We start from the raw sequence: 26813 nt of genomic DNA on the forward strand, positions 1-26813 counted from the left end.
GCCGGCCGCGTACTCCGGTCACCGCCCCGGCGCCGGGCGCCGGGTGGCGAGCAGCAGCGCCACGTCGTCGGGCCGGGCGGTGGCGTTGCGGGCGGCCGAGGTGAGCCGGTCGGCGACTCCGGCGAGGGAGCCGCCCCGCCGTCCGACGGCCGTCCCGGCCCGCGACAGCGCCAGGGCCAGCGCGGCGATGCCGTCGTCGATGTCGGTGCCGGGCCGCTCCACCAGGCCGTCGGTGTACAGGGCGAGGACCGCCCGCGGCTCCAGCCGCAGCCCGGTCACCGGGTACTGGGCCCGCGGATCCACCCCCAGGACGACACCGCCCGGGATGTCCAGCACCGTGGTCCGCCCGTCGGGGCGGCGCAGCAGCGGCGGTGGGTGCCCGGCACGGGCCGCCAGGGCCCGTCCGGTGGCCGGGTCCAGCCGGACGTAGCAGCAGCTCGCGAACTGGCCGGGGTCGAGGTCGATCAGCAGCCGGTTGGTGCCGCTCATCACCTCGTCGGGCGGCCGGTCCCCGAGCGCGAAGGCCCGCACCGCGCTGCGCAGCTGACCCATGGTGGCAGCCGCCTGCACTCCGTGGCCCTGCACATCGCCGATCACCAGCGCCAGCCCAGTGCCCGCCTCCACCACGTCGTACCAGTCGCCGCCCACGTCCATGCCCTGGGTGCCGGGCAGGTAGCGGCCGGCCGTCTCCACCCGGGGATGCGCCGACAGCCTCCTGGGCAGCAGGGCCTGCTGAAGCCCCCGGGCGAGCGCGGCCTCGCTGTCGTAGCGCTGGGCCCGCTCCATCGCCTGCGCGATCAGTCCGGCGAGCGCGTTGAGGACGGAACGCTCCTGCGTGCTGAAGCGGCGCGAGCCGTCGAAGCCGAGGATGCACGAGCCGACCGGCCGGCCGGAGGCGATCAGCGGCAGGAAGGCGCGGGCGCCCTCCTCGGCGTCGATGGGAATGCCCGGGTAGGTGGCCGCGAGCTGCCGCATGGACTCGAAGAACAGCGGGCGCCCGGTGGTGAGGGTCTCCACGCCCGGCAGGTGCGCGTCCAGACCGACGCCGTCGAACGGGGCCAGGAAGCCCTGCGGGAAGCCGGTCTCCCAGGCCAGGTACAGATGGCGCTCCTGGAGCAGGTAGATGGCCAGGCGGCGGCCGCCGAACGCGGGCAGCAGCTCCCGCATCACCACCGCGGACACCTGCCGGGCGGTGACCGCGTCGGTCAGCGCGATCGCCAGCGCGATGGGCCGGTACAGCGGGGCCAGCGAGTGATCGCCGATCACCGTGTCCTCCAGGACGTGCAGCTCGTCCGGCCGGCCGGCGGTCTCCGGCTCCACCGACGCGTCCACATGGCTGGCCGGGACGAGCGTGCAGGTGAGGATGTCCGGGCCGGGATGGACCGTCAGGGCGAGCCAGTCACCCCCGGCGGGCTCCGCGGCACCCTGTGGCGGGCGCCTGACGTGCACGTGCACCGGTTCGTGCGACAGCAGCACACCACGCAGGTGGTCGTCGTACGGCGGCCCGGTCAGCCACGGCATCGCCTCCCAGAGCGGACGGCCGAGCAGCTCCGGCCGCTCCCGGCCCGCCAGCCGGGCCGCGGCCGGGTTGACGTACACGACCAGTCCCATCCGGTCCAGGCAGAACACCCCCTGCGGGAGCAGGTCGGCCGCGCCGTCCGCCGCCGCGGCGGGACCCGGCTCGAAGACGATGCCGCCCACCAGCACGCTCGCACCCGTGTCCGCCATCGGCCACAGGTCCAGCAGCCGGAGGACGCCGTCCGCCGACCTGACACTCAGCGGCGCGGGCGGTGGCCTCCCGGCGGAGGCCTCGTGCAGCGCGGCCAGGATCCGTTCGGCCTCGTCCCGTGACACCGCGTCCGCGAGCGCCGGGCCGGTGCCGGGGAACTCGCCCGGCCGCAGCCCGAGCAGAGCGCTCAGCCGGTCGTCGGCGGCCACCGCGGAGGTCGCCGGGTCCCAGGTGAAGCGGCCCACCCGGGTCTCCGCGGGACGCGTGACGGGCGGCCGTGCGCACAGCGGGTCCCCGTCCCAGGTGAGTGCCGCCTCCTCCCCGTCCGCGAGCGCGAGCAGCTCGGCACCGAGCCCCTCGGCGAGCCGCCCGAGGAGCTCTTGATCGAGCACCTCGTCCACCGTGTCCGGGACCGCCGGACGCAGCACCGTCAGCACCCCGAGCGGCTCGGCCCCGCCCGGCACCGGCACGTGCACCGAGCCGAACGGGAACGGCAGCCCCGCCGCGAACTGGGGATACCGGCGCACCGTCTCGGTGGCGTCGGGCAGCACCACCGGGACGCCGAGACGGTAGGCGTCGGCCACCGGGAAGGGCCGGCCCAGATGCAGCCGCCACCAGGGCCGGAACAGCGGCCCGGGCAGTCCCACGAGCACGGCCAGGCGCAGCAGCCCCGGGGTGCCGGAGCGCAGGTAGACACCGGCCACGTGGCCGCCGGCCGCGCCGAGCGCACCGGTGGAGGCGTCGACCAGCAGCGTGGCAAGCCGGGCCCGCGTACCGGCCGTGCGCTCGCCGCTCACAGCCATGGGTGCCCACCTCCCGTACGCCGCCGGGTGGATGACACAGCAAGAATGCGCCCCCCGGGCGGCGGACCGCACCTGGGCGACGCGCGGCGTCGCCGCCGGCCCGCGCCGCCGCGAGGCGTGGCGGGCCGGCGTGGGACGTGAGGCCGGTTCAGTACTCCTTGGTCCTCGGCGGCAGCCCGGCCCGCAGCTCGGTGCCCTCCGGCAGGACGCGGCCCGCTCGCAGGCTGCGCAGGGCGAGGAGCAGGACGGCGATGTCGTCGAGGTAGACCGGGTCCGGCAGCAGGTCGGTGGGCAGCACCAGGTACGCGATCGCACCCCAGAACACCCACCGCGGTCCGGTCGGCAGCCCGGCGCGCCGCAGCGTGCGCCGGGCGCGGACCAGGCGCACCAGCAGGGCGACGGCGACGGCGAGCAGCACCGCCGCGACGACGGCGCCTGTCACCAGCCAGGTCGCGGTGGAATCCATGCGGCCTCCAGTCCCTCGTGACGGACGGGGCGGGCCGGTGCGGCCCCGTTCGGTTCCCCTCCTCTTCCCTCTGCCCGGTCCCGGCCGCCGTACCGCCTCGCGCGCGGACGCACTAGTGCCGCTCCGCCGCGCCGGCGCCGTCGGTGCTCTCGACGCCGGGACCTTCGGGGACTTCCGGGACTTCGGGAACACCGGGGAGTTCGGCGACCTCGGAGGGGCCGTCCGGGACCGGTGCCGGGCGCGGGCCCTTGGCGGTGAACCGCAGCCGTTCGAAGGTCCGCGTCAACTGCTGGAGCGCGGCGGGCGTCCGGGCGCCGGACCGCTGCTGCTGCGGCAGGGCGGCGGGGGCGGGCGCGTCGCGGAGGGCGGCCAGCGCCTGGTGGGCCTGCTCGGCGGCCTCCCGGTACAGGTCCCGGGACTTCGTCATCGCCTCCAGCGCGTCGGCGTACATGGCGACCAGCTCCCGTTGCCGCTCCAGCTCCTCCTGGAGCGTCGTCAGGGTCCAGTTCTCCCGCAGGTCCGTCAGCGCCTCGCGCACGCCACGCGGCAGGGGCCGCGGGAGGGCCATGAAGTGGCGCAGCGCCGCCACGAGTCCGGCCGGTTCGGAGCCGTCCAGGAAGACGGTGCGCACGCTGTGCTCCCCGCCGTCGTAGTCCGCGGGCGCCGGGTCGGGCGGCAGCAGCACGGCACCGCCGCGGGGCACCTCGACGCCGAGGTCCTTCAGCGCCCAGTTGACGGCGCGAAGCTGCTGAGGCGCTGCCCGGTGCTCCATCACGCGGTGCCGGAGCCCCGGCGGCAGCAACCGGGCCAGGGGCAGCCTGCCCTGCTCGTCGGGGGTCATCGCCTCGTGCACGACGACATGCGCGCACCAGGACTCGCGGGCCGCGTCCTTCAGCCGGCGCCGCGTCTCCCTGTCGTCGTCGGGCAACGGGTTGACCTGGCGCAGGCGCAGGCCCGCGACACCCGGGTGGTGGTCCCAGTCGCCGTCGGCGCCCTCCGCCGGGCCGGCCTCGGGCCAGAACAGGGTCGCCGGGGAGGGCCACGCCTCGTCCCACGGACGCTCCGCCTCGGCGACGAGCGTCCACTCCTGCCCCTCGGGGCGGGCGGCCCGAGGTACGAGGGTCAGCCGGGCCCGCACGGTCACGGTGCCGCCGGCCCGCCAGCGGGCCTCGAAGATCCGTTCGGGGGAGTCGTCGGGCACGGGCGGCTCGGCGAAGTCGTCGATGTCCCCGCTTTCCCTGTGCCGTCCGAGGGTGCGACGGACGACGTCCTCGGCGGCGGGGCCGGGGTGGCGGCCACGGGCCGCCCAGAGGGTCTGCGGGATGGTGGCGTGGTCGGTGGCGGAGTTCGACATGGGCCAATCTGCTGATGGGGGCCGGTGCGCTACCCAGTATCACCGCGGGGGGACCGGAACCCGTCGACGGGGCCCCGGGCGGCGCGCCGCGCCACCGGTGACACCGGCCCGTGGCGTGTCACGGGCGGGCCGGCGGTGGTGTATCCGAGCGACCGGCGCTCCCGCGCACACGGCGCGCGCTGGTCACCCATGCGCACGCCGCGCACAGGGTGGGCTCCGGGCGCCCGTGACGTACGCCGCTCACACGAGGACGCGCCGATCACCCAGGGTGCGCGCCGCGCGCGTCACGCGACCGTCGTTCACACGTCCCGCAGCCGTGACCGGGCGCCCACAATGGTGCGTCGGACGGGGCCCGCCCACCCATCCGCTTGGGGCGGGCCCCGTCCACCGGCAGGAGCTACGCCCCGCTCTCCCGCAGCATGTCCTCACGCTCGACGAGCTTCACGCGCGCGCGGCCCTGCGGCTCGCCCAGCGCGCGCTCGGCGGCGTCCAGCCTGTACCAGCCCTCCCACGTGGTGAAACGGACCTCGCGCTCGGCGAGGAAGGCGTCCACGGCCTCCGGCGCCGGGGAGGCGGGGGTGTGCAGGCGGCCGTTCGCGTGGTCGTCCAGCAGGTTGGCCACGGTCTCGTTGGCGTCGCCCTTGGTGTGGCCGATGAGGCCGATGGGGCCGCGCCGGATCCAGCCGGTGACGTACGTCGACTGCAGGTGGCCGCCGCTCTCCTCGAGGACCCGGCCGCCCTGGTCCGGGACCGTGCCGGAATCCAGGTCCCAGGGCAGCTTGGGCAGCCTGTCGGAGAGGTAGCCGACGGCGCGGTACACGGCGCTGACGTCCCAGTCCTTGAACTCGCCGGTGCCCTTCACGTTCCCGGTGCCGTCGAGGGCGGTGCGCTCGGTACGCAGGCCGACGACCCTGCCGTCCTCGCCGAGGATCTCGGCGGGGGACTCGAAGAAGTGCAGGAACAGCTTGTGCGGCCGGTCGCCGGCGTCGCGGATCGCCCAGTTCTCCAGGGTCTTGGCGACCATGTCGGCCTGCTTGTTGCCCCGTCGGGTCTCGATGGAGCCCGCGTCGTAGTCGATGTCCTCGGGGTCGACGATGACCTCGATGTTCGGGGAGTGGTCCAGCTCGCGCAGCTCCATCGGGCTGAACTTCGCCTGCGCCGGGCCACGGCGGCCGAAGACGTGGATCTCCTTGGCCCGGTTCGCCCTCAGGCCGTCGTACACGTTCGGCGGGATCTCGGTGGGCAGCAGTTCGTCGGCCGTCTTGGCGAGGACGCGGGCCACGTCGAGCGCCACGTTGCCGACGCCGAGCACGGCGACCTTCTCGGCCTCGAGCGGCCAGGTGCGCGGCACGTCCGGGTGGCCGTCGTACCAGGAGACGAAGTCCGCGGCGCCGTAGGAGCCGTCCAGTTCGACGCCGGGTATGGACAGCTCTCGGTCGGCCGTGGCGCCGGTCGAGAAGATCACCGCGTCGTAGAACGCCCGGAGGTCGTCCAGGCTGATGTCGGTGGGGTAGTCGACGTTGCCGAAGAGGCGGATCTGCGGCTTGTCGATCACCTGGTGCAGGGCGGTGATGATGCCCTTGATGCGCGGGTGGTCGGGCGCCACGCCGTAGCGGATCAGGCCGAACGGGGCGGGCATCCGCTCGAAGAGGTCGATGGAGACACCGGGCTCGGCGGCCACCTCGGACTTGAGCAGGGCGTCGGCGGCGTAGATCCCGGCCGGGCCGGCTCCGACGATGGCTACCCGCAGGGGGCGCGGCATGATCAGTTCCCTTCGAGCGTGAACGTTCGAGCCGTGAAAAGGAGACTCGCTCGATCGGGAAGCCTAAGCTAAGGCAGCCCTAAGTTAGTACGCGGGTTCGGTCTATGACCTCATAAGCGGATCTTATGAGGGTTCAAGGAGCCGCTTATGCCCGCCCCCGGGCCGGAGCCCGGGGCGCCCGCGGAGCGGGTCAGGCCGGCCGGATCACGCGGTGGATCGCGGCTTCCCCGGCGCCGTAGACCGACTCCTCGCGGATGGTGGACCCCGGACCCGGCGCATGGATCATCATGCCGTCGCCGATGTGCAGGCCCACGTGCCGGTCGTCGTCGAAGAACAGGACGAGGTCGCCCGGTTCGAGTGCGGCGAGGGTGACCGGAGTGCCGGCCAGGGCCTGCTCGTGCGCGGCACGCGGCAGGGTGACCCCGGCCGCCTGCCACGCGGCCCGGGTGAGGCTGGAGCAGTCGTAGGACTCGGGCCCGGTGGCCCCCCACACGCAGGGCTTGCCGATCTGTGCCCGGGCGAACGCGATGGCCTTGGCGGCGCGTGTCGCGTCGGTGGCGAAGGGGGCGGGGAGCGTCGTGAAGGAGCCGCTGTCGGTGACGGACAGGAGCGGGAACGCGCCCGTGTCCGTGAGGGCTTCGGTGAAGGGCTGAATGAAGGAGCCCGTGCCGCCGAGGGGGTCGGAGGGGTCAGGAATCACCGCTGGGGCGGGCGCGCCGGGTGTCGCCGTGGCGCCGGGTGCCGTCCACTGGGGCTGCTCCCACTGCCCGGTGAGCGGCTGGAACGCCGTTGACGAGGAGGCGAGTCGGGCGGCGTGCCGGGCCAGGAGGTCGCGGGCCGCGGTCAGCTTGCGTCGGTGGGTCGCCTTGGACTCGGCGGGGGAGGGGTGCCGGGGCGCGGTCCCGGCGTCGGGCAGTTCCCTCGGCATCGGTGCCGGTGCGGCCTGCGGTACGGGAAGGGTGGCGACCGGCAGTACGGCCGTCTCCGCCGGACCGGGGCCGCTCGCCTCCGGGGCACCGGAGAGAGCCGGTTCCGCCGTGCCCCATGCGGCCGGCCGGAGCGCCGTCGGAGCTGACGACTCCGGTGCCATCGAGAACGGTTCGGCGGGGCGCACGGCCGGAAGCTCGGCAGGGGGCGCGGCCGTGAGCTCTGCCGGACGCGCGGCCGGGAGTTCCGGGCGGGCGCCCAGCGGGCCGGGCGTGCCGGCTTCCAGGGCGGCCCGGGGGCGGCCGTTCGGCGTCGCCGAGGGCCCGCCCGTCAGCTCGGCCACCGCGCGGTCGGAGGCCCGGCCGGCGGAGCCGTGCGCCAGTTCGGGCAGCGCGACGCTCAGGGCGTCCCGGTCACCGCCGTTCGCGCGGTCCCACGAGCGGGCCGGGGCGGCCGGGGGTTCGGGCCGGCGGTCGGCGGGGAGCACGGCCGGAACCGTCGGGCCGAGCTTGGCGCGCGCCACGTCGAACCACTGCCGGGCCACGGCGTCGAGATCCGGATCGGGACGCCACCCGGACCTCTTGGACAGCGTGACCCCCCGGTTCCTGCCGGCCGCCGACATGGCCCGGGTCGCGTTGTAGTTCCCGGTCGCGTTCTCGGCCTGTTCGTAGAGGAAGTCGATCCGCTGCCGAACCTCGTCGCGGCCCTCCGGCACCATGGAAGACATGCTCCTTCCTTGCCCCGCGGGGGCAGTTGGGCCGATCCCGGGGTCGGTCGAGCCCCGGCCCCGGACGCCACGGCGGGTTCGCAGGGGGCAGCCGGGCGGCCTGGCGGTCAACCTAGCCAACTTGTGTGCTCGGTGTGAAGGTTGGAGGGCGGAATGTCCGATACGTATTTGTGATGTTCGCGGTGCTGTTCGGGTGGGAAGACTCTTCCGCTCTTTGCATGGCCCTGCCACCCGGCTCGCGTTGCCGTACGCTGCCGCCGCCGGTGTGACCACGGTTTCCTGTGAGTTCCCGGTGAATCATCGATTCGGTTGAACGCTGCGGGTCCGCCTCACGTATGGGACGCGGGAACTCCATGCCCGACCGACCGCTCCACACAAGGGGACCACCGTGGTACGCAACAGGCGCAGACGCCCGACCGGCGCACGACGCGCGACCTTCGCAGCAGTCGCCCTGATGCTGGGCGGGGGCGGCCTCGTCGCCGCGAACGTCTACGCCTCGGCCACGGAGGGCGGTTGGGGCGGCGGGTCCGGCCAGGACGCCACCGGACAGGTCAGGTCCGCCGGCATGGCCACGATCGACTGCCCGGACGTGGGGAGCCGGCTGACGTCGGTCCCGGACGACGCCCGCGCCGAGGTCGACCGTGAACTCGCCCAGCTGGACCAGCAGACGGCCGGTGCCTATCAGCAACTCCAGGCGTCGGCACGGGAGATCCGCCAGGATCCGAGCGCCGCCGACGGCTCGATCATGAACCCGCTGAAGGAGAAGCGGGCGGCGACGATCGAGCGCATCGCGGTCGCCATCGACCGGGTCGGGGACCGGCCGGAGGGACTGGAGTCCCTGGCGGCCTGCACCCTGCGCCCCGGCCAGGAAGACGCGGGTGGCGGCTCGGACGGCGCCGGCCAGGCCACCGCCTCGCCGAGCGCGGGCGGCCAGCAGGGCGGCGGCCAGGGGCAGAACGGCGCCGGGCAGGCGGGCACCGGCCAGGGCGGCAACGGGCCCGTCGCGTCGGACTACGCGGACATCACCGCCGTACAGCCCAACGCGCCGAAGCCGCCCCAGGGGGACGGCGCCTCGCGCGGCACCTTCACCACCGAGTGCGGCGTCAACGCGAACGGCCTGTTCAACTCCGACAACGTCATCGTGGCCCCCGGCGTCTCCAACGGCGCCCACCACTTCCACGACTACGTCGGCAACCAGTCCAACACCGCCTTCGCCAGCGACGACGACCTGGCCGAGGCCGACACGAGCTGCGTGGACAAGGGTGACAGGTCGACGTACTACTGGCCGGTGGTGCGCCTGCAGAACGGCACGCAGGAGCGGGACGCCGGTGCGCCCGGCGGCGGCACGGAGGGCAACGCGGGTCGGATCGTCACGCCGAAGGACGTCACGCTGACCTTCGTCGGCAGCCCCCAGGGCGAGGTGACCGCCATGCCGCGCCTGCTGCGCATCATCACCGGTGACGCCAAGGCCTTCGTCAACGGCCCCGCCAACGCCAACGCCTCCTGGAGCTGCACCGGGTTCGAGGACCGGCAGCTCAAGGACAAGTACCCGCTGTGCCCGTCCGGCAGCGACGTCGTGCGCACCTTCCGCTTCCAGAGCTGCTGGGACGGCCGCAACATCGACAGCGCCAACCACCGTACGCACGTGGCGTTCGCGACGCCCGACGGCGCGTGTCCCGCGGGCTTCCAGGCGATCCCGCAACTGGTGCAGCGCATCGTCTACGACGTCAAGGCGCCGAGCCTGAACGACGGTGGGCGGACGGTGCCGCTGTTCGCCGTGGACTCCTTCCCGGAGCAGTTGCACAAGCCGGTCACCGACCACGGCGACTTCATCAACGTCTTCGACGAGGACCTGATGCGCGAGATGGTCGACTGCATCAACTCCGGCCGCACCTGCGGTCCGCGCGGCGGCGACGACTCCGGTGCCACCGCGGCCCCGAGCCAGAGCCCCGGCGACGGTGCGACGGACGCGCCGGGCGACGGTGCGACTGACGACCCCGGCACGGGTGCCACGGCCACGGCCGAACCGACCTCCTCCGCCCCGGCCGAGGAGCCGAGGACCGACGCGACGACCGCACCGGCGAACACCACCAAGCACAGCAAGCCCGCCAAGGACGACAAGCGGACCGCGTCGGCCGATGACGGCAAGAAGAGCGAAGACGACAAGGCGACGTCGGCAGGCTCGGACGGTACCGGCGAGGTCGGTTCCGCCACTCGGACCACCCCCGCACCTGCGGCCGACGGCGGGGACGGCGCCCAGTCCCCGGCAGCCCAGTCCCCGGACGCGGAGTCCCAGGCGCCGGTCGCCCAGACCGAGCCGCAAGCGGCCGGGCAGGGCGGACTCGCCGAGACCGGGGCCGACCTGTGGCCTGCGGGCATCGGGATCCTGCTGGCGCTGGCGGGCCTGTTCATGCTGATCAAGGCCAAGCGCCTGACCCACTGATCACCCCGCTCGACCCTGCCCCCGACCCCGGAGCCCGATCCACGGAACGGCGGCCCACCCCTGTGGGTGCGGCCGCCGTTCCCTCGCTCCAGGCTGCCGAACGGCTTGTGGGAGCGCTCCCAAAGGGGTGAGGATGTCTCCATGCCGACCAACGCCCCGAGCCCGTTCGTCCGCCTCTACGGCCCTGCCGACCGTGACGCGGTGGCCGACGTCTGCGTCCGCACCGCGCACAACGGCGGCGATTCCCGGGACCTGTATCCCGACCCTCGCCTCCTGCCGGAGATCTTCGCCGAGCCCTACTGTCACTTCGACCCGGACCTCGCCTTCGTGCTGAACGACGGCGCGGGCCGGGCCGTGGGCTATGTGGTCGGGACGGCGGACACCGAGCGCTTCGTGAAGGACTTCCGCCGGACCTGGATACCCCGTCTGACCGGCCGCTACCCGGTCCCGGCGGCGGCGCCGCGCACGCCGATCGACGAGATGATCGGCCTCCTGCACCACCCCGAGCGCATGCTCGTCCCCGAACTCGCCGCGTATCCGGCCCACTTGCACATCGACCTGCTGCCGGCACGACAGCGGCGCGGACACGGCCGCCAGTTGATGGGCGCGCTGCTCGACGCCCTGCACCAGCAGGGCGTTCCGGCCGTCCACCTCGGCATGGTCACGGCCAACACGGCCGCCCGCGCCTTCTACGACCGTCTCGGCTTCCACGAGATCCCGGTCCGCGATCCCGGCCCGCTCACCTACCTGGGCCGGGCGACGGGGGACGGCTGAACCGGGCCACCGGTCGCATCGGACCGTCAGCGAACCCGCAAGGTCCGCTTGGCGAGTTCGTAGGCGGGCCGCATCTCCTCGTGCTCCTCGGTGTCCATGCCGCCGAGGTGCAGCACGACCGGCCCTTCGGGCGTGCCGACCGCGAATGCGGTCTCCTTCTTGGTCTCCTCGAGGAGCTTGCTCGTGTAGAGGTACTCGACCTCCACTGCGGACACCCCGGTGGCCGTCTTGAAGGAGTGGTACTTCTCCTCGCTGACGTTGTCCTCGGCCGCCACGAACTCCCGCAGCGCGGTGCGCGCGTCCGTGTCGCCCGGCTTGCCGGTCCACACGCGCAGGAAGCCGATGTTGCCGGCCGGCTTGGCGTCGATCTCGCAGGCGGTGGTGACCGGCCCCTGGCGCAGGAGGGCATCGGCGAGGTCGCCCGACAGGCCGCTGCCCGAGCCCTTCGACATCTCCGCCTCGGCGTCGATGCCCTTGGCCTTCCAGTGCTTGGCGATGTCGAAGGTGACGGGCAGCTCGCAGGCGGAACCGGCGGCGCCGATCGTGCCTCCGCTCGCCGCCCCGGTCGTCGCCTCCGCCTTCGCCGACGAACCCGACCGGCTCTTGGCGTCCGTTCCGGACGACTCGGCGCACCCGCTCAGTACCGCCGCCAGGAGTGCCGTTCCGGCCGTCAGGCCCACTGCTCCGCCGCGCACAATCCCCACCTCGACCTGCACCGTCTTCTCCCCAATGGTCCGGCCGGACACTGTAGCCGAGGGCTCGGGGCGTCTCGTGGAATATCGGCGCGGGGCCCTTGCTGACGGGGCGTCTCATTATCCAACCGTGACCTTCCACGGGCTACCGCCGGTAACTTACTCGAAAGTAAGGTCCGTGCCACCCGCTTCGGTACCCCCTGCCCCACCACTCGGGAGGTCCGCCATGCCCGCACACACCCGTCTTCCGGTGCTCGCCGTCGCCGTCGCCGCCTGCCTGGGCGCACAGACCGCCGCCGCACTCCCCGCCACGGCCTCGGACACCGTCGTGTCCCGGGGCGTCACCATCCCCGCCTTCTACGACCCGCCCGCCGCCCTGCCCGCCGTCGACGGCACCCTCGTCCGCAGCGAGCACCTCCCGCTCGCCCTCAGCCTGCCCGGCCTCGACGGCCCCCTGCCGGGCCGGGCCACCCGGCTGATGTACAAGTCGACGGATTCCAACGGAAGTCCGGTCGCCGTGACCGGCGCCTACATCGAGCCGGCCGCCGCCTGGAGACACGGCGGACCGCGCCCCCTGGTCGCCGTGGCGCCCGGCACCATGGGGCAGGGCGACCAGTGCGCCGCCTCGCTCGGCCTGGAACACCCGCTCGGCGTCAACGGGCAGACACTGTCGGTCGGTTACGAGGACCTGGCGATCTACCGGATGCTCGCCAAGGGCGTCGCCGTCGTCGTCACCGACTACGCGGGCCTGGGCGCCACCGACCGGCTGCACACCTACGTCAACCGTCTCGACGGCGGACACGCCGTGCTGGACGCCGTACGCGCCGCCCGGAACCTGGCGGGCACCTCCGTGACGGCCGCCTCGCCCGTCGGGCTGTACGGCTACAGCCAGGGCGGCGGCGCCACGGCCGCCGCCGCCGAACTCCAGCCGACCTACGCCCCGGACATCACCCTGGCCGGCACCTACTCGGGCGCGCCGCCCGCCGATCTGACCGCCGTCACCAAGGCCATCGACGGCAGCGACCTGGCCGGTGCCCTCGGCTGGGCCGTGAACGGCTTCCTGCAGACCGACCCGGCCCTGCGGCCGATCGCGGACAAGCGCCTCAACGCCGCGGGCAAGGCCGCCCTGGCCGACCTGTCGACGATGTGCGTCGGAGACGCGATCCTCTCCTACAACTCCGCGCACAGCACGGCCTGGACGGCCGACGGCTCCTCCATCAGCGACGTCATCAAGGCCGAGCCGGCCCTTCAGGACTTCCTCGACCGGCAGCGCATCGGCCGGACGAAGCCGGCCGGCCCGGTTCGGGTGGCGACCGGCGTCAACGACGACCTCGTCCCGCACGCGCAGGCCCGCACGCTCGCCGTCGACTGGTGCCGCAAGGGCGCCGACGTAACCTATGTGCCCGTCGTGGTACCCCCGTTGGGCCGCTCCCTGATCAACCACTTCACCCCCCTGATCACCGACCAGGGCGACGCCATCGACTGGCTGACCGACCGCCTCTCCGGCAGGCCGGCGAGCTCCACCTGCTGGTCGCTGCCCGTCCGGCCCTGACCGCGGCCGGCGCGCTCAGCCGGACGCGCGCCGGCAGTGCAGGAACAGGTGCGGCTCGGGTACGGCGCCGGGATGGGCCGGGGCGAACACGGCGTGCTCCTCCGCCAGGACCGTCAGACCCGCGCCGGTCACCAGCGCCCCGAAGTCCCCGGCCGCGAAGCTGGTCACCCGTACCGGCCGCCCCATGAACAGCCCCTCGACGGCCTCCAGGTCGAGGGGCACGGTGGCCAGTACGGCGTACCCACCCGGCCGCAGCGCCCGCGCCAGCCGCGCCACCACGGCCGACTGCTCGGCGCGGGACATCTGCAGCAGCGAGAAGTACACGCACACCGCGTCGAAGGAGCCCTCGTCGAGCGGCAGTTCACGGATGTCGCCGAGCCGGAAGGCGGCCCCGGGCACCTGCCGGGAGGCCACGTCGACCATGACCGGGGAGACGTCGACGCCGAGCACCTCGTGCCCCGCGTCGCTGAGTGTCCACGCGGTCGGCCGTCCCGTTCCGCTCCCCACGTCCAGCACCCTGCTGCCCGGCTCCAGCCGGTCCAGCAGCCAGCGCAGGGAGTCGCGGTGCGCCTCGGAGGCGGCGAACGCCTTCTCGTAGTCGAGACCCAGCGCGTCGAACAGCACCGCTGCCGGCGCCCGGTGATCGTCCTCGGCCAAGACGGCTCCCTCCGTCGTCCCCTGCGGGTGCCGGGCATCGTCGCACTCCCGGCCCGCGCCCCACAACGCCGCGCGCCGGGCGCGGTTTGCGGGGCACGGCACCGGCAGGGCAGGGTTCGGGACGTGCCCACCTTGCTGATCGTGCATCACACCCCCTCGCCCAACTGCCAGGCGCTGTTCGAGGCCGTCGTCTCCGGCGCGACCACACCGGAGATCGAGGGCGTGCGCGTCGTACGGCGGGCGGCGCTGTCCGCCACCGCCACCGACGTCCTCGAGGCCGACGGCTACCTCCTCGGCACTCCGGCCAACCTCGGCTACATGTCCGGTGCCCTGAAGCATTTCTTCGACCAGATCTACTATCCGTGCCTGGACGAGACCAGGGGCCGTCCCTTCGGCTACTACGTGCACGGCGGCAACGACGTCACGGGTGCCGTCCGCGCCGTCGAGGCGGTCACCACCGGCCTGGGCTGGCGCCGGTCGGCCGATGCGGTCACCGTCACCGGCGCACCCGGCAAGGCCGACGTCGAGGCCTGCTGGGAGCTGGGCGCCACGGTAGCCGCCGGGCTCATGGACGACGCCTGACGACGCCGGCGCACCGGTGCGGGCGTCCCGGTGCGCCGATGGGCCGTTCGGGTGCCCGGGCCACCACGCCGTATTCCGTTCCGCCTGGTGGGGAGGGGGCCGCCCGGCAGGTGGAGGTGCGGGCGTGGGGTCCCTCGCCCAGGATGGGACCGCGACCGGCCTTCGCGGCCTCGGTCGCGCACGCACGTCGTCGAGCCGAGGGAGCGTCGGATGCGAGCGGACGGCCACGCCCCCGGACATCCGGACGAGCAGGACGCCGGAGAACTGCTCCGCCGGTGCGCACAGGACGTCCTGGACGTCGCCGGGGGCATCCGCGCGGTGTCCGCACGGACCGGCGCCGCGCTGCTCGACCCCCGGCTCACCGGCTCCGCGCACCGCCGGCCCCGGACCGCCCTCGCGGTCCGCTGGGCGCTGCTGCGCGCCCTGACCGGCGGGCGGGGCCTCGGGCGCCCGGCGGTCACCCCGCCGAAGAGCCCGGCACGGCTGCCCGGGCGGGAAGGGCTGCCCGCGTGGGTGGCGGTCACCGCGCTGCGGCTGAGGGTCGCCGCCGTGCTGGCCGGTCACCCGGAGTTCGCCCGGGACCCGGGCATGCGGCTGCTCACGGACGCCCTCGCGACCGACCGCGACCCGGCGGCCGTACGCTCCCTGCGCACCCTGTTCCGGGACCCGGGAGCGCAGCGCGCCCTGTCCGGCCTCACCCCCCTGATGGCCGAACTCATAGCCGTACGGCGGATGCTGGAGGGCGATGCCCGGGCCGGCGAGGGGGCCGGCTGGGCGCTCGTACCCGGACCACCGGACGGTCAGCCGTCCGCCGGCCCCGTGCCTCCGGTCGAGGCCCGGGACGAGGGCGAGGCCGCAGCCGACGCCGTCGACCTCACCGACCGGGAGCGACAGACCATCGCCACCGAGGGGTCCTTCCTCGGCTTCCTGCGCAACATCAGGGCGCTGTCCACCGACGGGCGGATCCTGGTGCAGAACGTGCGCGGACCCGACGGCGTCGGCCGCTACGTCGTCCAGGCCCCCGGCACCTCGCCCGGCCGGCCCCGCGACGACGGCCCGCGTGACTTCGCGGACGCCTGGCACGACCTCTTCGCGACCGACTCGCCCCACACCCGCTCGATCCGGCTCGCCCTCGCGGACTACGGCATACCGCGTGGCGCCGAACTCGCCCTGATCGGACACGCCGAGGGCGGCACCGCGCTGCTGAACCTCGCCCGGGACCCGGACTTCTGCCGGGCCCACCGGATCACCCACGTCATAACCGTCGGCTCCCCGGCCGCCGGGCGGCGGACCGCCGACCCGCGCACCTGGGTCGCCGCCATCACCGACCAGCACGACATGGTGCCCGCTCCGGACGGCGGCCCCGCCCCCGACGCGCACCCCAACGGGTACGAGCTCCACTACCCCGGACCCGCCGGCCCGTACCCGCTGCGCCACTCGGTCCGTGACTACATCGAACATCTGCGGACCGTCGTCCCCCAGGCCCGCGAGATCGTCGACGAAGCACTCACGCCTTACCGGGGCCCGGTCGTGCGCACCCGGGCCTACCGGCTCCGAAACCGTGCCCACCCGCCCGAGGGCCACCCGTTCCTCACCCTGCCGACCGCCTCCGTCCCCACCGCGACCGGCCCGGTGGACATGCCGGTGCGCTACTACGACTCCTCCGCCGCCCACCTGTGCTACCTCGTCGACGCCGAGGCCGCGCACGGCCTGCTGCCCGCCGGCACCCGGACGGTGCCGAGCCGGCTGGGCGGCCGGGCGCTGGTGGTGCTGTCGCTGTACGAGCACCGCTGCTCGACCATCGGCCCCTACACGGAGGTCGCCCTGACCGTGCCGGTGGCCGACCTGTGGCGACCGCGCCCTTACGACATCGCCGCCGATCTGCTGCGCCGCGCCGACCTGCGCCGTACCGGACGGCACGTCCTCTCCCTCGCCGTCAGCAGCGAGGAGGCCCGGTCCGTCGCCCGGGAGATCTGGGGCCAGCCCGCCACCCTCAGCTCGGCCGTGGCCGACCTCACGGGGCATCACCTCCGGTTCGCCACCATGGAGACCGGACTCGTCGTGGCCGGCCGCCTCGGTCCCGGTGTGCGCTGCCCGGAGGCGGACTGGGTGCTGTACGGCCGGCGCGACGGGAGCACGGTCCGCACCCTGGTCCGCGCGCACGGTGCGCCACGGCTGCACGCCGGCGCCCGGGTGAGGCTGCGCCTGGACACCGCGGCGGCCGAACCCATGGCCGGACAGCTGCGCCGGCTCGGCATCGACGCGGCCCGTCCGCTCTTCGTGCTGCACAACCCGCGGTTCACGGCCCACCGCAGCGCCGGCGCCGTCCTGCCGCGCTGAACCGAACGCAACGAACACTGAGTTGGGAGCCCTCGTGGTCACCGAGCTGATGCCCCGCACGATGCCGTCACCCGCCGGACTCCTCGACCGGGCTGTCGCGTTGCGTGCCGACGCCGACCTGCTGGACGGCTACGCCCGGCGACTGCTCGCCACCGCCGAGGCACTGACCGGCGCCGCGGCCCCCGAATGGAGCCGCCCCGCCCTGGAACGCCAGGCGGCCGCCTGCCGCGCGTCGGCACGGCGACTGCGCACCGCCGCCGGGGCATTGCTCGCACACCGGCGGGCCACCGGCACCGGACGGGGCGGATCGCCGGCCCGCACCGGCCGGGACGTGACATGGACGGACGCGGGCGGGAACAGGGGCGCGCGAGGATGACGGTCCGGCAGCACCTGCGCGTCAGCGGCCGCGTCCAGGGCGTCTTCTACCGCGACACCTGCCGTCGGCTCGCGGAGGAGCGGGGCGTGGCCGGGTGGGTGCGCAACCTGCACGACGGAGACGTGGAGGCCGTGTTCGAGGGGCCTCCCGACGACGTTGCCCACCTCGCGCGCTGGGCGGCTCAAGGCCCGCCGACGGCCACCGTGACGCGCTGCACGGGCGCCGCCGAGGAGCCCGAGGGGCTGTCCGGCTTCCGCGTGCTGCCCGACGCCGCGCCCGGCGACGGCCCCTACGGAGCATAGGCCCGCGGGAAAGAGCGGGAAAAGAGAGGATGGGGAACGGGAACCGGCGGAAGGGAATCGGGGTCTTACGGTCCGTCGACGCCCGGGATCGGCCCGGTCGCGAATAAAACGGGGGAATGAGAAAGATGCCCGTCCGCAGTCGCAGGACTCTTCTGACCGCCGCCGCCGTCACGGCCGGCCTCACCCTGGCCGCCGTCACGCCCGCCCTCGCCGGTACCGGCGCGAGCCACACCCGCGCCGCCGGCGTGTCCTCCGCCCAGGGCGACCCGCGCAACGCCACCCAGCGCGTGGCCGACTTCTACGGCGCCTACATCGACTCCGTCTGGGCCGCCGACGACCCGGCGGCCGCCGCCAACGCCAAGGCGCTGCGCGCCTTCTACCTGTCCGCCGCCGCCCAGAAGAAGGCCGGCGCCTACGAGAAGAAGAACCACGCCGACGGCGTCCTCTTCGCGCAGAACGTGCCGGTGAGGTGGAAGGTCGCCTACACCGGCTCCGGCATGGGCCACTCCACCAGCAGGGTCACGCTGACCTGGAGCGACGGCGGCGACGCCCAGGTCACCAGGATCGACGTCCAGTCCGATCTGAAGAGCCTGAAGATCACCGGTCTGAGGCCGGCGGACTGACCCCCCGATCGGGCCCGCGGTCCCGCTCCGCCCCACCCGGGGCGGGCCCGCGCGGTCGTCGGCGATGACCGGCCAGGACTGAGCCGTACCGGTCCGGGTACCCGGTGTGCCCTCCGGGGGCCGTCCCGGCCGCCCGGGAGCGCAGGGCGCCGCCGAATGGAGAGACCATGACGCAGAACGGGGAGGGAATCACCCCCGCCCGGCGGACGGAGCCCACCGGGCTCCACCTCGCCGGCGACGGGCCGGAGCCGCTGGTACCGGCCGTACCGGTCACGGAGCCCCTGCCACACGACCGCAGCCAGGCGATCCTGGAGGCCGCCAAGCAGATCGGCGCCCTGCTGAAGAGGAAGGGACACCCCTTCGCCCTCGCGGGCAGCGTGGCGGTCTACGCCCACGGCGGGAGCCGTGACCTCCAGCACGACGCCGACTTCGCCGTGCTGCCCGAGGACTCCGACGCGGTGGCCGCGACCCTGTGCGAGGCCGGTCTTCCCGTGCGCACCCCGCCGGAGGACTGGCTGCTGAAGACGGCCTGCCGCGGGCAGGACGTCGACATCATCTTCCAGCTCGCGCACGAGCCCGTCACCAAGCACATGCTCGCCCGGTCGACCTGCCTGCCGGTCGATTCCGTGCTCATGCCCGTCCTGTCCCCGACCGATCTGATCCGCAGCCTGATCAGCGCCTTCTCGGAGCACTACTGCGACTTCGGGGCGGTTCTCCCGGTGGCCCGCGCCGTGCGCGAGAAGGTCGACTGGGAGGAGGTGCGGCAGACCTGCGGGGACCAGCCCATGCCCGCCGCCTTCCTCTTCCTGCTCGAACGGCTGAACGTGATCGCACCCCCGAAGGGGCAGCCATGACCGACCGAGACGCACACCGGCCGCCGGACCCGCCGGCCGCCGAGAACCTGGACTACCGCGTCGCCCATCTGGCCGAACGGATCGCCGCCGGACCGCTCGGCGAACTGGGCGTACGCCTGGTCCCGCACGGTGACTCCGTACTGCTGACGGGCACCGTGCCCTCCACCGAGTGCCGGGACGAGATCCTCGGCATGGCCCGCGAGGTGCTGGCGGGGCACCCCGTCCACTGCGACATCCTCGTCGCCGGGACCTCCTCGCCCGATCACGGGGAGGACCTCACATGATCCGCGTCGCCGCCGTGGGGGACATCCACATGGGGCCGGCCAGCCAGGGCACGCTGCGCCCCGCCTTCGAAACCCTGCCCGAGTGCGCCGACGTCCTGCTGCTCGCCGGGGACCTCACCCGGCACGGCACGCCCGAGGAGGCGCTGGTCGTCGCCAGGGAGATCAAGGACCTCGCCGTCCCCGTGGTCGCCGTGCTCGGCAACCACGACCACCACGACGACCGTCCCGAGGAGGTCACCGCGATCCTCCGGGACGCCGGCGCGCACGTCCTGGAGGGCCAGGCCACCGTCGTCACCCACGGCGGGGCACGCATCGGAGTCGCGGGGACGAAGGGCTTCGGCGGGGGGTTCGTCGGACGCTGCGCCGGGGAGTTCGGCGAGCCGATCATGAAGGAGTTCGTCCGCTACAGCCGCCGCCGCGCCGACGGACTGCTCGCCGCCCTGAAGCAGCTCGACGAGTGGAACTGCGACGTACGAATCGCCCTGACCCACTTCTCACCCGTGCCGGACACCCTGGCCGGGGAGCCGCCGGAGATCTACCCCTTCCTCGGCAGCTACCTCCTCGCCGAGGCGATCGACACCGCCTGCCCCGACCTCGCCGTGCACGGGCACGCCCACGCGGGCACCGAGCACGGAATGACCAGCGGGGGCGTCCGGGTCCGCAACGTGGCGCAGCCGGTGATCGGGCAGGCGTTCCACGTCTACAACCTGCCGGGGCGCGAGCCGGCGGCGGCCTGAGCGGGCGGCGGCCGGCGCGGTCTCAGGCCGCCGTGCCCAGGGCCTCGCGGCCCGTGACGTCCCCGTCCTTCGCGGGCAGCTTCAGCACGGCGGGGACCGCGACCCGGCGGCGCAGCAGGCCCGCGCCGATCGCACCGGCGATCAGCAGCCCGCCCGCGACCAGGGCGCCCCTCACTCCCGCCCACTCCATCAGCAGACCCAGGACGGGCGGCCCGCCGAGGCCCCAGACGGTGCCGATACTGCTCCACACGCCGAGCACCCGGCCCCGCATACCGGCCGGCGGGTCGGTCTGCAGCACCGCGGTGCCGGCGGTGTCGGAGACCGACTCCACCACGGCCATCGGCAGCACCAGCACCAGCAGCACGGCCAGGGAAGGCGAAAGGCCCGCCGCGACCTGGAGCAGCCCGCCGGCCGCCGCGAGCACGCCCACGGTCCGCACCGAGGGGCTGCGCAGCCGCGCGCCGAGGACCGCGCCGAGGATGCCGCCGACGGCCAGCACCGTGGACACCGTGCCGAAAGCCCCGGCACCGCCCGCGAGCGGCCCGGTGACCAGGACGGCGAGGGTGAGGCCGTAGTTGCGGCCGAAGACCGAGCTGAGACCGGTGACCGCGGCCAGCGCGACCAGCCGGGGACGGCGGGCGAAGAAGGCCAGGCCCTGCCTGATGCCCATTTCCGCCTTGTCCGGTACGGGGCGCTCGGTGGCCGCCCGCTCCCGGACCGTTCCGTGCGCGGGGCGCAGGAACGGCACGACCGCCGCGACGAACAGGAACGACAGCGCGTTGGCGGCGTACGCGGCGGACGTGCCGAGGAAACCGACGGTCACTCCGGCCAGCCCCGTACCGGCCAGCCGGCCCGCGCTGTGCACGAGGGCGCCCACGCCGATCGCGGAGGGCACGTCCTCCACCGGCACGAGATCGTTGCCGAGCAGCGCGCAGGCGGGTCCGTCGACGGTGGCGATGACACCGGTCACCCCGGCCAGCACCAGCAGCGACGTCATGTCGATCCGGTCCAGCGCCACGAGCAGGGCGGTGGTGAGGGCGACCGCGCCGAGCAGGGCCTGGCTGACCGCGACCGTCAGCTTCCGGGGCCAGCGGTCGACGGCGGCGCCGCCCAGCAGGCTCACGAACAGTGCGGGCGCCGCCTGTACCGACATCGACAGACCGGTCGCCGCGGCGGACCCCGTGATCTGCAGCACCAGCAGGTTCTGCACGGTGAGCTGCATCCAGGTGCCGGTGTTGGAGACGAGGTTCGCGACCGACCACCAGCGCATGCCGCGGTGACGCAGCGACCGCCACGGCGAACGCGAGGCGCTCGGGCGCGCGGCGGGAGTGGCTCCGGGCGTGGGCAGGACAGAGGGAGAGGACAAGGCGGCTACTCGACATCCGGGGGAGTCGGAAGAGCGACCGGCGGTACGGCTGAACCGGCTGCGCTGCACGGCTGGTCCGCCCGGTCGGGAGGGCGCCGACCATGGTGGCAGACAGGACGGGCGAGCCGCCGCCGCCCCGCCTCCCGGAGCGGCGCGGGGAGCCCCAAAGTCCGGCACCTGCAGCGGACTTGGGCCCTGGGTGGGCTTCCTCACAGGCCCGCGTCACGCCCCCGTGCGGCGGGCGTTTGCCCGGCGCCCGCGCGGGCTACGCGGAGGGCGGCAGGACCGCGTGGACCGGCCGCCGGAGGTGTGACATGCGTGACAACGACCAGACCAGGGGCGGCCGTCCCCGGCGCGCGGCGGCGCCGGAGCCCCGCTCGGGCTTCGGGACGCCCGGCCGCGGCTCGTCCCGTACCGGCACCGAACCGGTCACCGCCCGCAGCCCCCTCCGGCTGCGGCTGCTGCTCTCCGCGGCCTTCGTGCCGCTCTTCGCCGCGGCGACCGCCGTCCTCGCCGTCTGGGCCGCGCGCTCGGGCCCGGGCGACAGCCCCGGCAGCGGCGCGCTGACCGTCCTCGCCGTGATCTGCGGGGTGCTCGCGCTCGCGGCGGCGCTGGACCTCGCCGTCGTGACCCGCCGTCTGCGGCGGGAGCCCGGCGAGAGGACCCGGCGCCCCGCGAGAGGTCCCGGCGCCCGATGAGAGGTCCCGGCGGTCGGCCTGACCGCCTCAGCGGTTGACCGACCGCATCCCGGCCTCGTCGTAGCGCTCGCCCGACGCCTGCGGCAGCTCGGCGTCGATACGGGCGAGCTCCTCCTTGGTCAGCTCGATGTCCACCGAGGCCGCGTTCTGCTCCAGATAGGTGCGCCGCTTGGTGCCCGGGATCGGGACCAGGTCCTCGCCCTGGGCCAGCACCCAGGCGATCGCGAGCTGGGCCGGGGTCACGTCCTTCTCCGCGGCGATCTCCTTGACCTTGGCCGCCAGCCGCTGGTTCGCCTCGATGTGGGCGTCGGTGAACCGGGGGCTGCTGCGACGCCAGTCGTTCTCGTCCAGCTCGTCGGGGGAGGAGAAGCGGCCGGCGAGGAAGCCGCGGCCGAGCGGCGAGTACGGCACGAAGCCGATGCCCAGCTCACGGCAGGCCGGCAGCACCTCGGCCTCGACGTCCCTGGTCCACAGCGAGTACTCGCTCTGCACGGCGGTGACGGGGTGGACGGCGTTCGCCCGCCGGATGGTCTCCGCGCTCGCCTCGCTGAGCCCGATGTACCGCACCTTGCCCTCGGCGACCAGTTCCCCCAGGGCACCCACCGTCTCCTCGATCGGTACCTGGGGATCGACCCGGTGCTGGTAGTACAGGTCGATGTGATCCGTGCCGAGGCGCTCCAGCGAGCCGTGGACCGAGCTGCGCACATGCTCGGCGGAGCCGTCCTGCCGGCCCACCGTGCTGATGTCGCCCGGCACCGCGTCGTCCATCCGGTAGTTGAACTTCGTGGCGATCACGTACTCGTCCCGGTGCCCCCTGATCGCCTCCCCGACCAGGGACTCGTTGGTCAGCGGCCCGTACATCTGCGCGGTGTCGAGGAAGTCGACGCCCAGCTCGAGGGCGCGGCGGATGGTCGCGATGCCCTCGTCCTGGTCGGCGGTGCCGTAGAAGGCGGACATTCCCATGCAGCCGAGGCCGATGGCCGATACCTGGAGATCCCGCAGACTGCGCTGTCGCATGTGCTGTCCCAGCCTTTCCGTGCCCATCGATGGTGATGCGTTCCGTACGCCCGGGGGCCCCTCATCCATCTAGCGACGGATCCGGCCAGCCGGCATCCCGTGCGGCGGGCCCGGCGGCGCGGGCCCGGTGTGCGGGGACGCCGGTGACGCTACGAGCTGGAGCGCGCTCGAAGTCAACCCGGCCCCGAACGGCCCTGGGCGGAACCCCGCAAGCGTCAATGTGACGCTTTTCGCACTTCGACATGTGCGGGTACCCCCTAATGTTGCCGCGACGTACGGCAGGGCATGGCTGACACCATGGTGTTTGTCGCCGCCAGGCAGCTGAAGGGAATCCAGGATGTTCCGCAAGGTGCTGGTCGCCAACCGTGGAGAGATCGCGATTCGCGCGTTCCGCGCGGGCTACGAACTCGGTGCGCGCACGGTCGCCGTGTTCCCGCACGAGGACCGCAACTCACTGCACCGGCTGAAAGCCGACGAGGCTTACGAGATCGGGGAACCGGGGCATCCCGTGCGGGCCTACCTCTCCGTCGAGGAGATCGTGGGCGCGGCCCGCCGGGCGGGCGCGGACGCCGTCTACCCCGGGTACGGATTCCTGTCCGAGAACCCCGAACTGGCCCGCGCCTGCGAGGAGGCGGGTATCACCTTCGTCGGCCCGGACGCGCAGACGCTCGAGTTGACCGGCAACAAGGCCCGCGCGGTCGCAGCAGCGCGCGCCGCCGGCGTACCCGTGCTCGGCTCCTCCGCGCCCTCCAACGACGTGGACGAACTGGTGCGGGCCGCCGAGGCGATCGGCTTCCCGGTGTTCGTCAAGGCGGTCGCCGGCGGTGGCGGGCGCGGTATGCGCCGGGTGGAGGACCCCGCCCAGCTGCGCGAGTCCATCGAGGCCGCCTCTCGCGAGGCCGCGTCCGCGTTCGGCGACCCGACCGTCTTCCTGGAGAAGGCCGTCGTGGACCCGCGCCACATCGAGGTGCAGATCCTCGCCGACGGCGAGGGCAACGTCATCCACCTCTTCGAACGCGACTGCTCGCTCCAGCGCCGCCACCAGAAGGTCATCGAACTGGCGCCCGCGCCCAACCTCGACCCCGCACTGCGGGAGCGGATCTGCGCCGACGCGGTGCGCTTCGCCCGCGAGATCGGCTACCGCAACGCGGGCACCGTGGAGTTCCTGCTCGACCGCGACGGCAACCACGTCTTCATCGAGATGAACCCGCGCATCCAGGTCGAGCACACGGTCACCGAGGAGGTCACCGACGTCGACCTGGTCCAGGCCCAGCTGCGCATCGCCTCCGGCCAGACCCTCGCCGACCTCGGGCTCTCCCAGGACACCGTCACCCTGCGCGGTGCCGCCCTGCAGTGCCGCATCACCACCGAGGACCCGGCCAACGGCTTCCGCCCGGACACCGGCCGGATCAGCGCCTACCGCTCCCCGGGCGGCTCCGGCATCCGCCTGGACGGCGGAACCACCCACGCGGGTACGGAGATCAGCGCCCACTTCGACTCGATGCTGGTCAAACTCACCTGCCGGGGCCGGGACTTCCAGGCCGCCGTGGGACGCGCCCGGCGTGCCGTGGCCGAGTTCCGCATCCGCGGTGTGGCCACCAACATCCCGTTCCTGCAGGCGGTCCTGGACGACCCCGACTTCCAGGCAGGCCGGGTCACCACCTCCTTCATCGAGCAGCGCCCCCACCTGCTGACCTCCCGGCACTCCGCCGACCGCGGCACCAAGCTGCTCACCTACCTCGCCGACGTCACCGTCAACAAGCCGCACGGCGAGCGGCCCGAGCTGCTCGACCCGGTCACCAAGCTGCCCTCGCTCCCGGCCGGTGAGCCCGCGGCCGGCTCCCGGCAGCGGCTGGTCGATCTCGGTCCCGAGGGCTTCGCCCGGCATCTGCGCGAGTCGCCGACCATCGGGGTCACCGACACCACCTTCCGCGACGCCCACCAGTCGCTGCTGGCCACCCGGGTGCGCACCAAGGATCTCCTCGCGGTCGCCCCGGTGGTCGCCCGCACCCTCCCGCAGCTGCTGTCCCTGGAGTGCTGGGGCGGCGCCACGTACGACGTCGCGCTGCGCTTCCTGGCCGAGGACCCCTGGGAGCGGCTGGCCGCCCTGCGGGAGGCCGTGCCCAACATCTGCCTGCAGATGCTGCTGCGCGGCCGCAACACCGTCGGCTACACCCCGTACCCGACCGAGGTGACCGACGCCTTCGTGCAGGAGGCCGCCGCCACCGGCATCGACATCTTCCGCATCTTCGACGCCCTGAACGACGTGGGCCAGATGCGGCCCGCCATCGAGGCCGTGCGCGAGACCGGCACCGCCGTCGCGGAGGTCGCCCTCTGCTACACCGCCGACCTCAACGATCCCGCGGAGCGGCTCTACACCCTCGACTACTACCTGCGGCTCGCCGAGCAGATCGTCGAGGCCGGCGCCCACGTCCTGGCGATCAAGGACATGGCCGGACTGCTGCGCGCCCCGGCCGCCGCGAAGCTCGTCACCGCGCTGCGCCGCGAGTTCGACCTGCCCGTGCACCTGCACACGCACGACACGGCGGGCGGCCAGCTCGCCACCTACCTGGCCGCGATCCAGGCGGGCGCCGACGCGGTCGACGGCGCGGTGGCCTCGATGGCCGGTACGACCTCGCAGCCCTCGCTGTCGGCGCTCGTCGCCGCCACCGACCACTCGGAGCGGCCCACCGGCCTCGACCTGGGGGCGGTCGGCGACCTGGAGCCGTACTGGGAGGGCGTGCGCAAGATCTACGCCCCGTTCGAGGCGGGTCTCGCCTCCCCGACCGGGCGGGTCTACCACCACGAGATCCCCGGCGGGCAGCTGTCCAACCTGCGCACCCAGGCCGTCGCCCTCGGCCTCGGCGACCGCTTCGAGGACATCGAGGCGATGTACGCGGCCGCCGACCGGATCCTCGGCCGGCTGGTCAAGGTGACCCCGTCGTCCAAGGTGGTCGGCGACCTCGCGCTGCACCTGGTCGGCGCCGGGGTCTCGCCGGAGGACTTCGAGGCGACCCCGGACCGGTTCGACATCCCGGACTCGGTGATCGGCTTCCTGCGCGGCGAGCTGGGCACCCCGCCCGGCGGCTGGCCCGAGCCCTTCCGCACCAAGGCCCTGAAGGGCCGGGCGGAGGCCAGGCCGGCCCCCGAGCTGTCCGCCGAGGACCGCGACGGCCTGGCCAAGGACCGCCGCGCGACCCTCAACCGGCTGCTGTTCCCCGGCCCGACCCGCGAGTTCGACACGCACCGCCAGAGCTTCGGCGACACCAGCGTGCTGGACAGCAAGGCCTTCTTCTACGGGCTGCGCCCGGCCAAGGAGTACGCCGTCGACCTGGAGCCCGGTGTCCGGCTGCTGATCGAGCTGCAGGCGGTGGGTGAGGCCGACGAGCGCGGTATGCGCACCGTGATGTCCTCGCTCAACGGCCAGCTGCGGCCCATCCAGGTGCGGGACCGGGCGGCGGCCTCGGACGTCCCGGTGACGGAGAAGGCGGACCGGGGCAACCCGGGACACGTGGCGGCGCCGTTCGCCGGTGTGGTGACGCTCGCCGTGACCGAGGGTGACGAGGTGGCAGCCGGTGCCACCGTGGCCACCATCGAGGCGATGAAGATGGAGGCGACGATCACCGCCCCGAAGGCGGGCCGGGTGTCCCGGCTGGCCATCAACCGGATCCAGCAGGTGGAGGGCGGCGACCTGCTGGTGGAGATCGCCTGACGGCAGCGCCCGTCCGCCGCGGCCGGTTGTCTCCGG

At 74.0% G+C, this 26813-nt stretch carries 22 protein-coding genes; 13 read left to right on the forward strand and 9 right to left on the reverse strand.

Annotation, left to right across the window (positions count from 1 at the left end):
* Positions 1 to 18 precede the first annotated feature (18 nt).
* From ACZ6B1_RS29005 to ACZ6B1_RS29025, 5 genes are all read right to left on the reverse strand, one after another.
* The gene (locus tag ACZ6B1_RS29005) at positions 19 to 2532 is read right to left on the reverse strand and encodes a SpoIIE family protein phosphatase (RefSeq protein ID WP_468783144.1); all 2514 of its coding nucleotides are present in this window, start codon (positions 2530 to 2532) and stop codon (positions 19 to 21) included.
* A gap of 148 nt (positions 2533 to 2680) precedes the next feature.
* Positions 2681 to 2998 carry a DUF1232 domain-containing protein gene (locus tag ACZ6B1_RS29010; RefSeq protein ID WP_468783145.1) on the reverse strand — a complete coding sequence of 106 codons (318 nt, stop codon included), beginning with the start codon at positions 2996 to 2998 and terminating at the stop codon, positions 2681 to 2683.
* Between the two features lie 112 nt (positions 2999 to 3110).
* A complete protein-coding gene (locus ACZ6B1_RS29015) occupies positions 3111 to 4352 on the reverse strand; it encodes a hypothetical protein (RefSeq protein WP_468783146.1) in 1242 nt (413 codons plus the stop codon).
* Between the two features lie 397 nt (positions 4353 to 4749).
* On the reverse strand, positions 4750 to 6114 hold the full coding sequence (locus ACZ6B1_RS29020; protein ID WP_468783147.1) for an FAD-dependent oxidoreductase: 1365 nt from the start codon (positions 6112 to 6114) through the stop codon (positions 4750 to 4752).
* A 190-nt stretch (positions 6115 to 6304) separates the two neighbouring features.
* On the reverse strand, positions 6305 to 7768 hold the full coding sequence (locus ACZ6B1_RS29025) for a C40 family peptidase (protein ID WP_468783148.1): 1464 nt from the start codon (positions 7766 to 7768) through the stop codon (positions 6305 to 6307).
* 454 nt (positions 7769 to 8222) lie between these two features.
* Here ACZ6B1_RS29025 and ACZ6B1_RS29030 point away from each other — a divergent pair, with 454 nt between their 5' ends.
* The gene (locus ACZ6B1_RS29030; RefSeq protein ID WP_468783488.1) at positions 8223 to 10211 is read left to right on the forward strand and encodes a DUF1996 domain-containing protein; all 1989 of its coding nucleotides are present in this window, start codon (positions 8223 to 8225) and stop codon (positions 10209 to 10211) included.
* A 141-nt stretch (positions 10212 to 10352) separates the two neighbouring features.
* Complete coding sequence (locus ACZ6B1_RS29035; protein ID WP_468783149.1) at positions 10353 to 10985, forward strand: GNAT family N-acetyltransferase; 633 nt, start codon at positions 10353 to 10355, stop codon at positions 10983 to 10985.
* A gap of 26 nt (positions 10986 to 11011) precedes the next feature.
* Here ACZ6B1_RS29035 and ACZ6B1_RS29040 read toward each other — a convergent pair whose 3' ends face one another.
* Positions 11012 to 11701, reverse strand: coding sequence for a lipoprotein (locus ACZ6B1_RS29040; protein WP_468783150.1), 690 nt, complete (start codon positions 11699 to 11701; stop codon positions 11012 to 11014).
* A gap of 202 nt (positions 11702 to 11903) precedes the next feature.
* Here ACZ6B1_RS29040 and ACZ6B1_RS29045 point away from each other — a divergent pair, with 202 nt between their 5' ends.
* Positions 11904 to 13229: a lipase family protein gene (locus ACZ6B1_RS29045; RefSeq protein ID WP_468783151.1), complete on the forward strand. Its 1326-nt coding sequence runs from the start codon at positions 11904 to 11906 to the stop codon at positions 13227 to 13229.
* Positions 13230 to 13244: 15 nt separating this feature from the next.
* Here the strand turns inward: ACZ6B1_RS29045 and ACZ6B1_RS29050 are convergent, their stop codons facing one another.
* A complete protein-coding gene (locus ACZ6B1_RS29050; RefSeq protein WP_468783152.1) occupies positions 13245 to 13886 on the reverse strand; it encodes a class I SAM-dependent methyltransferase in 642 nt (213 codons plus the stop codon).
* A gap of 123 nt (positions 13887 to 14009) precedes the next feature.
* On the opposite strand from ACZ6B1_RS29050, the gene ACZ6B1_RS29055 reads away from it, so the two are divergent.
* The 8 genes from ACZ6B1_RS29055 (at position 14010) to ACZ6B1_RS29090 (ending at position 19984) form a co-directional block, all read left to right on the forward strand.
* Entirely contained in the window at positions 14010 to 14468 is a 459-nt protein-coding gene (locus ACZ6B1_RS29055) for a flavodoxin family protein (protein ID WP_468783153.1), read from the forward strand.
* Positions 14469 to 14678: 210 nt separating this feature from the next.
* The gene (locus ACZ6B1_RS29060) at positions 14679 to 16808 is read left to right on the forward strand and encodes an acetoacetate decarboxylase family protein (RefSeq protein WP_468783154.1); all 2130 of its coding nucleotides are present in this window, start codon (positions 14679 to 14681) and stop codon (positions 16806 to 16808) included.
* A 34-nt stretch (positions 16809 to 16842) separates the two neighbouring features.
* Entirely contained in the window at positions 16843 to 17184 is a 342-nt protein-coding gene (locus ACZ6B1_RS29065; protein ID WP_468783155.1) for a hypothetical protein, read from the forward strand.
* Positions 17181 to 17486, forward strand: coding sequence for an acylphosphatase (locus tag ACZ6B1_RS29070; protein WP_468783156.1), 306 nt, complete (start codon positions 17181 to 17183; stop codon positions 17484 to 17486). The genes ACZ6B1_RS29065 and ACZ6B1_RS29070 overlap by 4 nt, the downstream gene beginning before the upstream one ends.
* Positions 17487 to 17611: 125 nt before the next feature.
* Positions 17612 to 18109 carry a hypothetical protein gene (locus ACZ6B1_RS29075; RefSeq protein ID WP_468783157.1) on the forward strand — a complete coding sequence of 166 codons (498 nt, stop codon included), beginning with the start codon at positions 17612 to 17614 and terminating at the stop codon, positions 18107 to 18109.
* A 167-nt stretch (positions 18110 to 18276) separates the two neighbouring features.
* Positions 18277 to 18963 carry a hypothetical protein gene (locus tag ACZ6B1_RS29080; protein WP_468783158.1) on the forward strand — a complete coding sequence of 229 codons (687 nt, stop codon included), beginning with the start codon at positions 18277 to 18279 and terminating at the stop codon, positions 18961 to 18963.
* On the forward strand, positions 18960 to 19247 hold the full coding sequence (locus ACZ6B1_RS29085; RefSeq protein ID WP_468783159.1) for a BON domain-containing protein: 288 nt from the start codon (positions 18960 to 18962) through the stop codon (positions 19245 to 19247). The genes ACZ6B1_RS29080 and ACZ6B1_RS29085 overlap by 4 nt, the downstream gene beginning before the upstream one ends.
* Positions 19244 to 19984, forward strand: coding sequence for a metallophosphoesterase family protein (locus ACZ6B1_RS29090; RefSeq protein WP_468783160.1), 741 nt, complete (start codon positions 19244 to 19246; stop codon positions 19982 to 19984). Before ACZ6B1_RS29085 ends, ACZ6B1_RS29090 begins: the two co-directional genes overlap by 4 nt.
* Positions 19985 to 20006: 22 nt before the next feature.
* Here ACZ6B1_RS29090 and ACZ6B1_RS29095 read toward each other — a convergent pair whose 3' ends face one another.
* Positions 20007 to 21254 (reverse strand): MFS transporter, encoded by a 1248-nt coding sequence (locus tag ACZ6B1_RS29095; RefSeq protein WP_468783490.1) that lies wholly within the window; start codon positions 21252 to 21254, stop codon positions 20007 to 20009.
* Positions 21255 to 21664: 410 nt separating this feature from the next.
* Between ACZ6B1_RS29095 and ACZ6B1_RS29100 the strand changes: the two genes are divergently transcribed.
* A complete protein-coding gene (locus tag ACZ6B1_RS29100; RefSeq protein WP_468783161.1) occupies positions 21665 to 22048 on the forward strand; it encodes a DUF6343 family protein in 384 nt (127 codons plus the stop codon).
* Positions 22049 to 22075: 27 nt separating this feature from the next.
* Here the strand turns inward: ACZ6B1_RS29100 and ACZ6B1_RS29105 are convergent, their stop codons facing one another.
* Positions 22076 to 23065: an aldo/keto reductase gene (locus tag ACZ6B1_RS29105; RefSeq protein WP_468783162.1), complete on the reverse strand. Its 990-nt coding sequence runs from the start codon at positions 23063 to 23065 to the stop codon at positions 22076 to 22078.
* Between the two features lie 337 nt (positions 23066 to 23402).
* Here ACZ6B1_RS29105 and ACZ6B1_RS29110 point away from each other — a divergent pair, with 337 nt between their 5' ends.
* Positions 23403 to 26777, forward strand: coding sequence for a pyruvate carboxylase (locus tag ACZ6B1_RS29110; RefSeq protein WP_468783163.1), 3375 nt, complete (start codon positions 23403 to 23405; stop codon positions 26775 to 26777).
* Positions 26778 to 26813 lie beyond the last annotated feature (36 nt).

This window comes from Streptomyces sp. NPDC041129 (assembly GCF_055592265.1).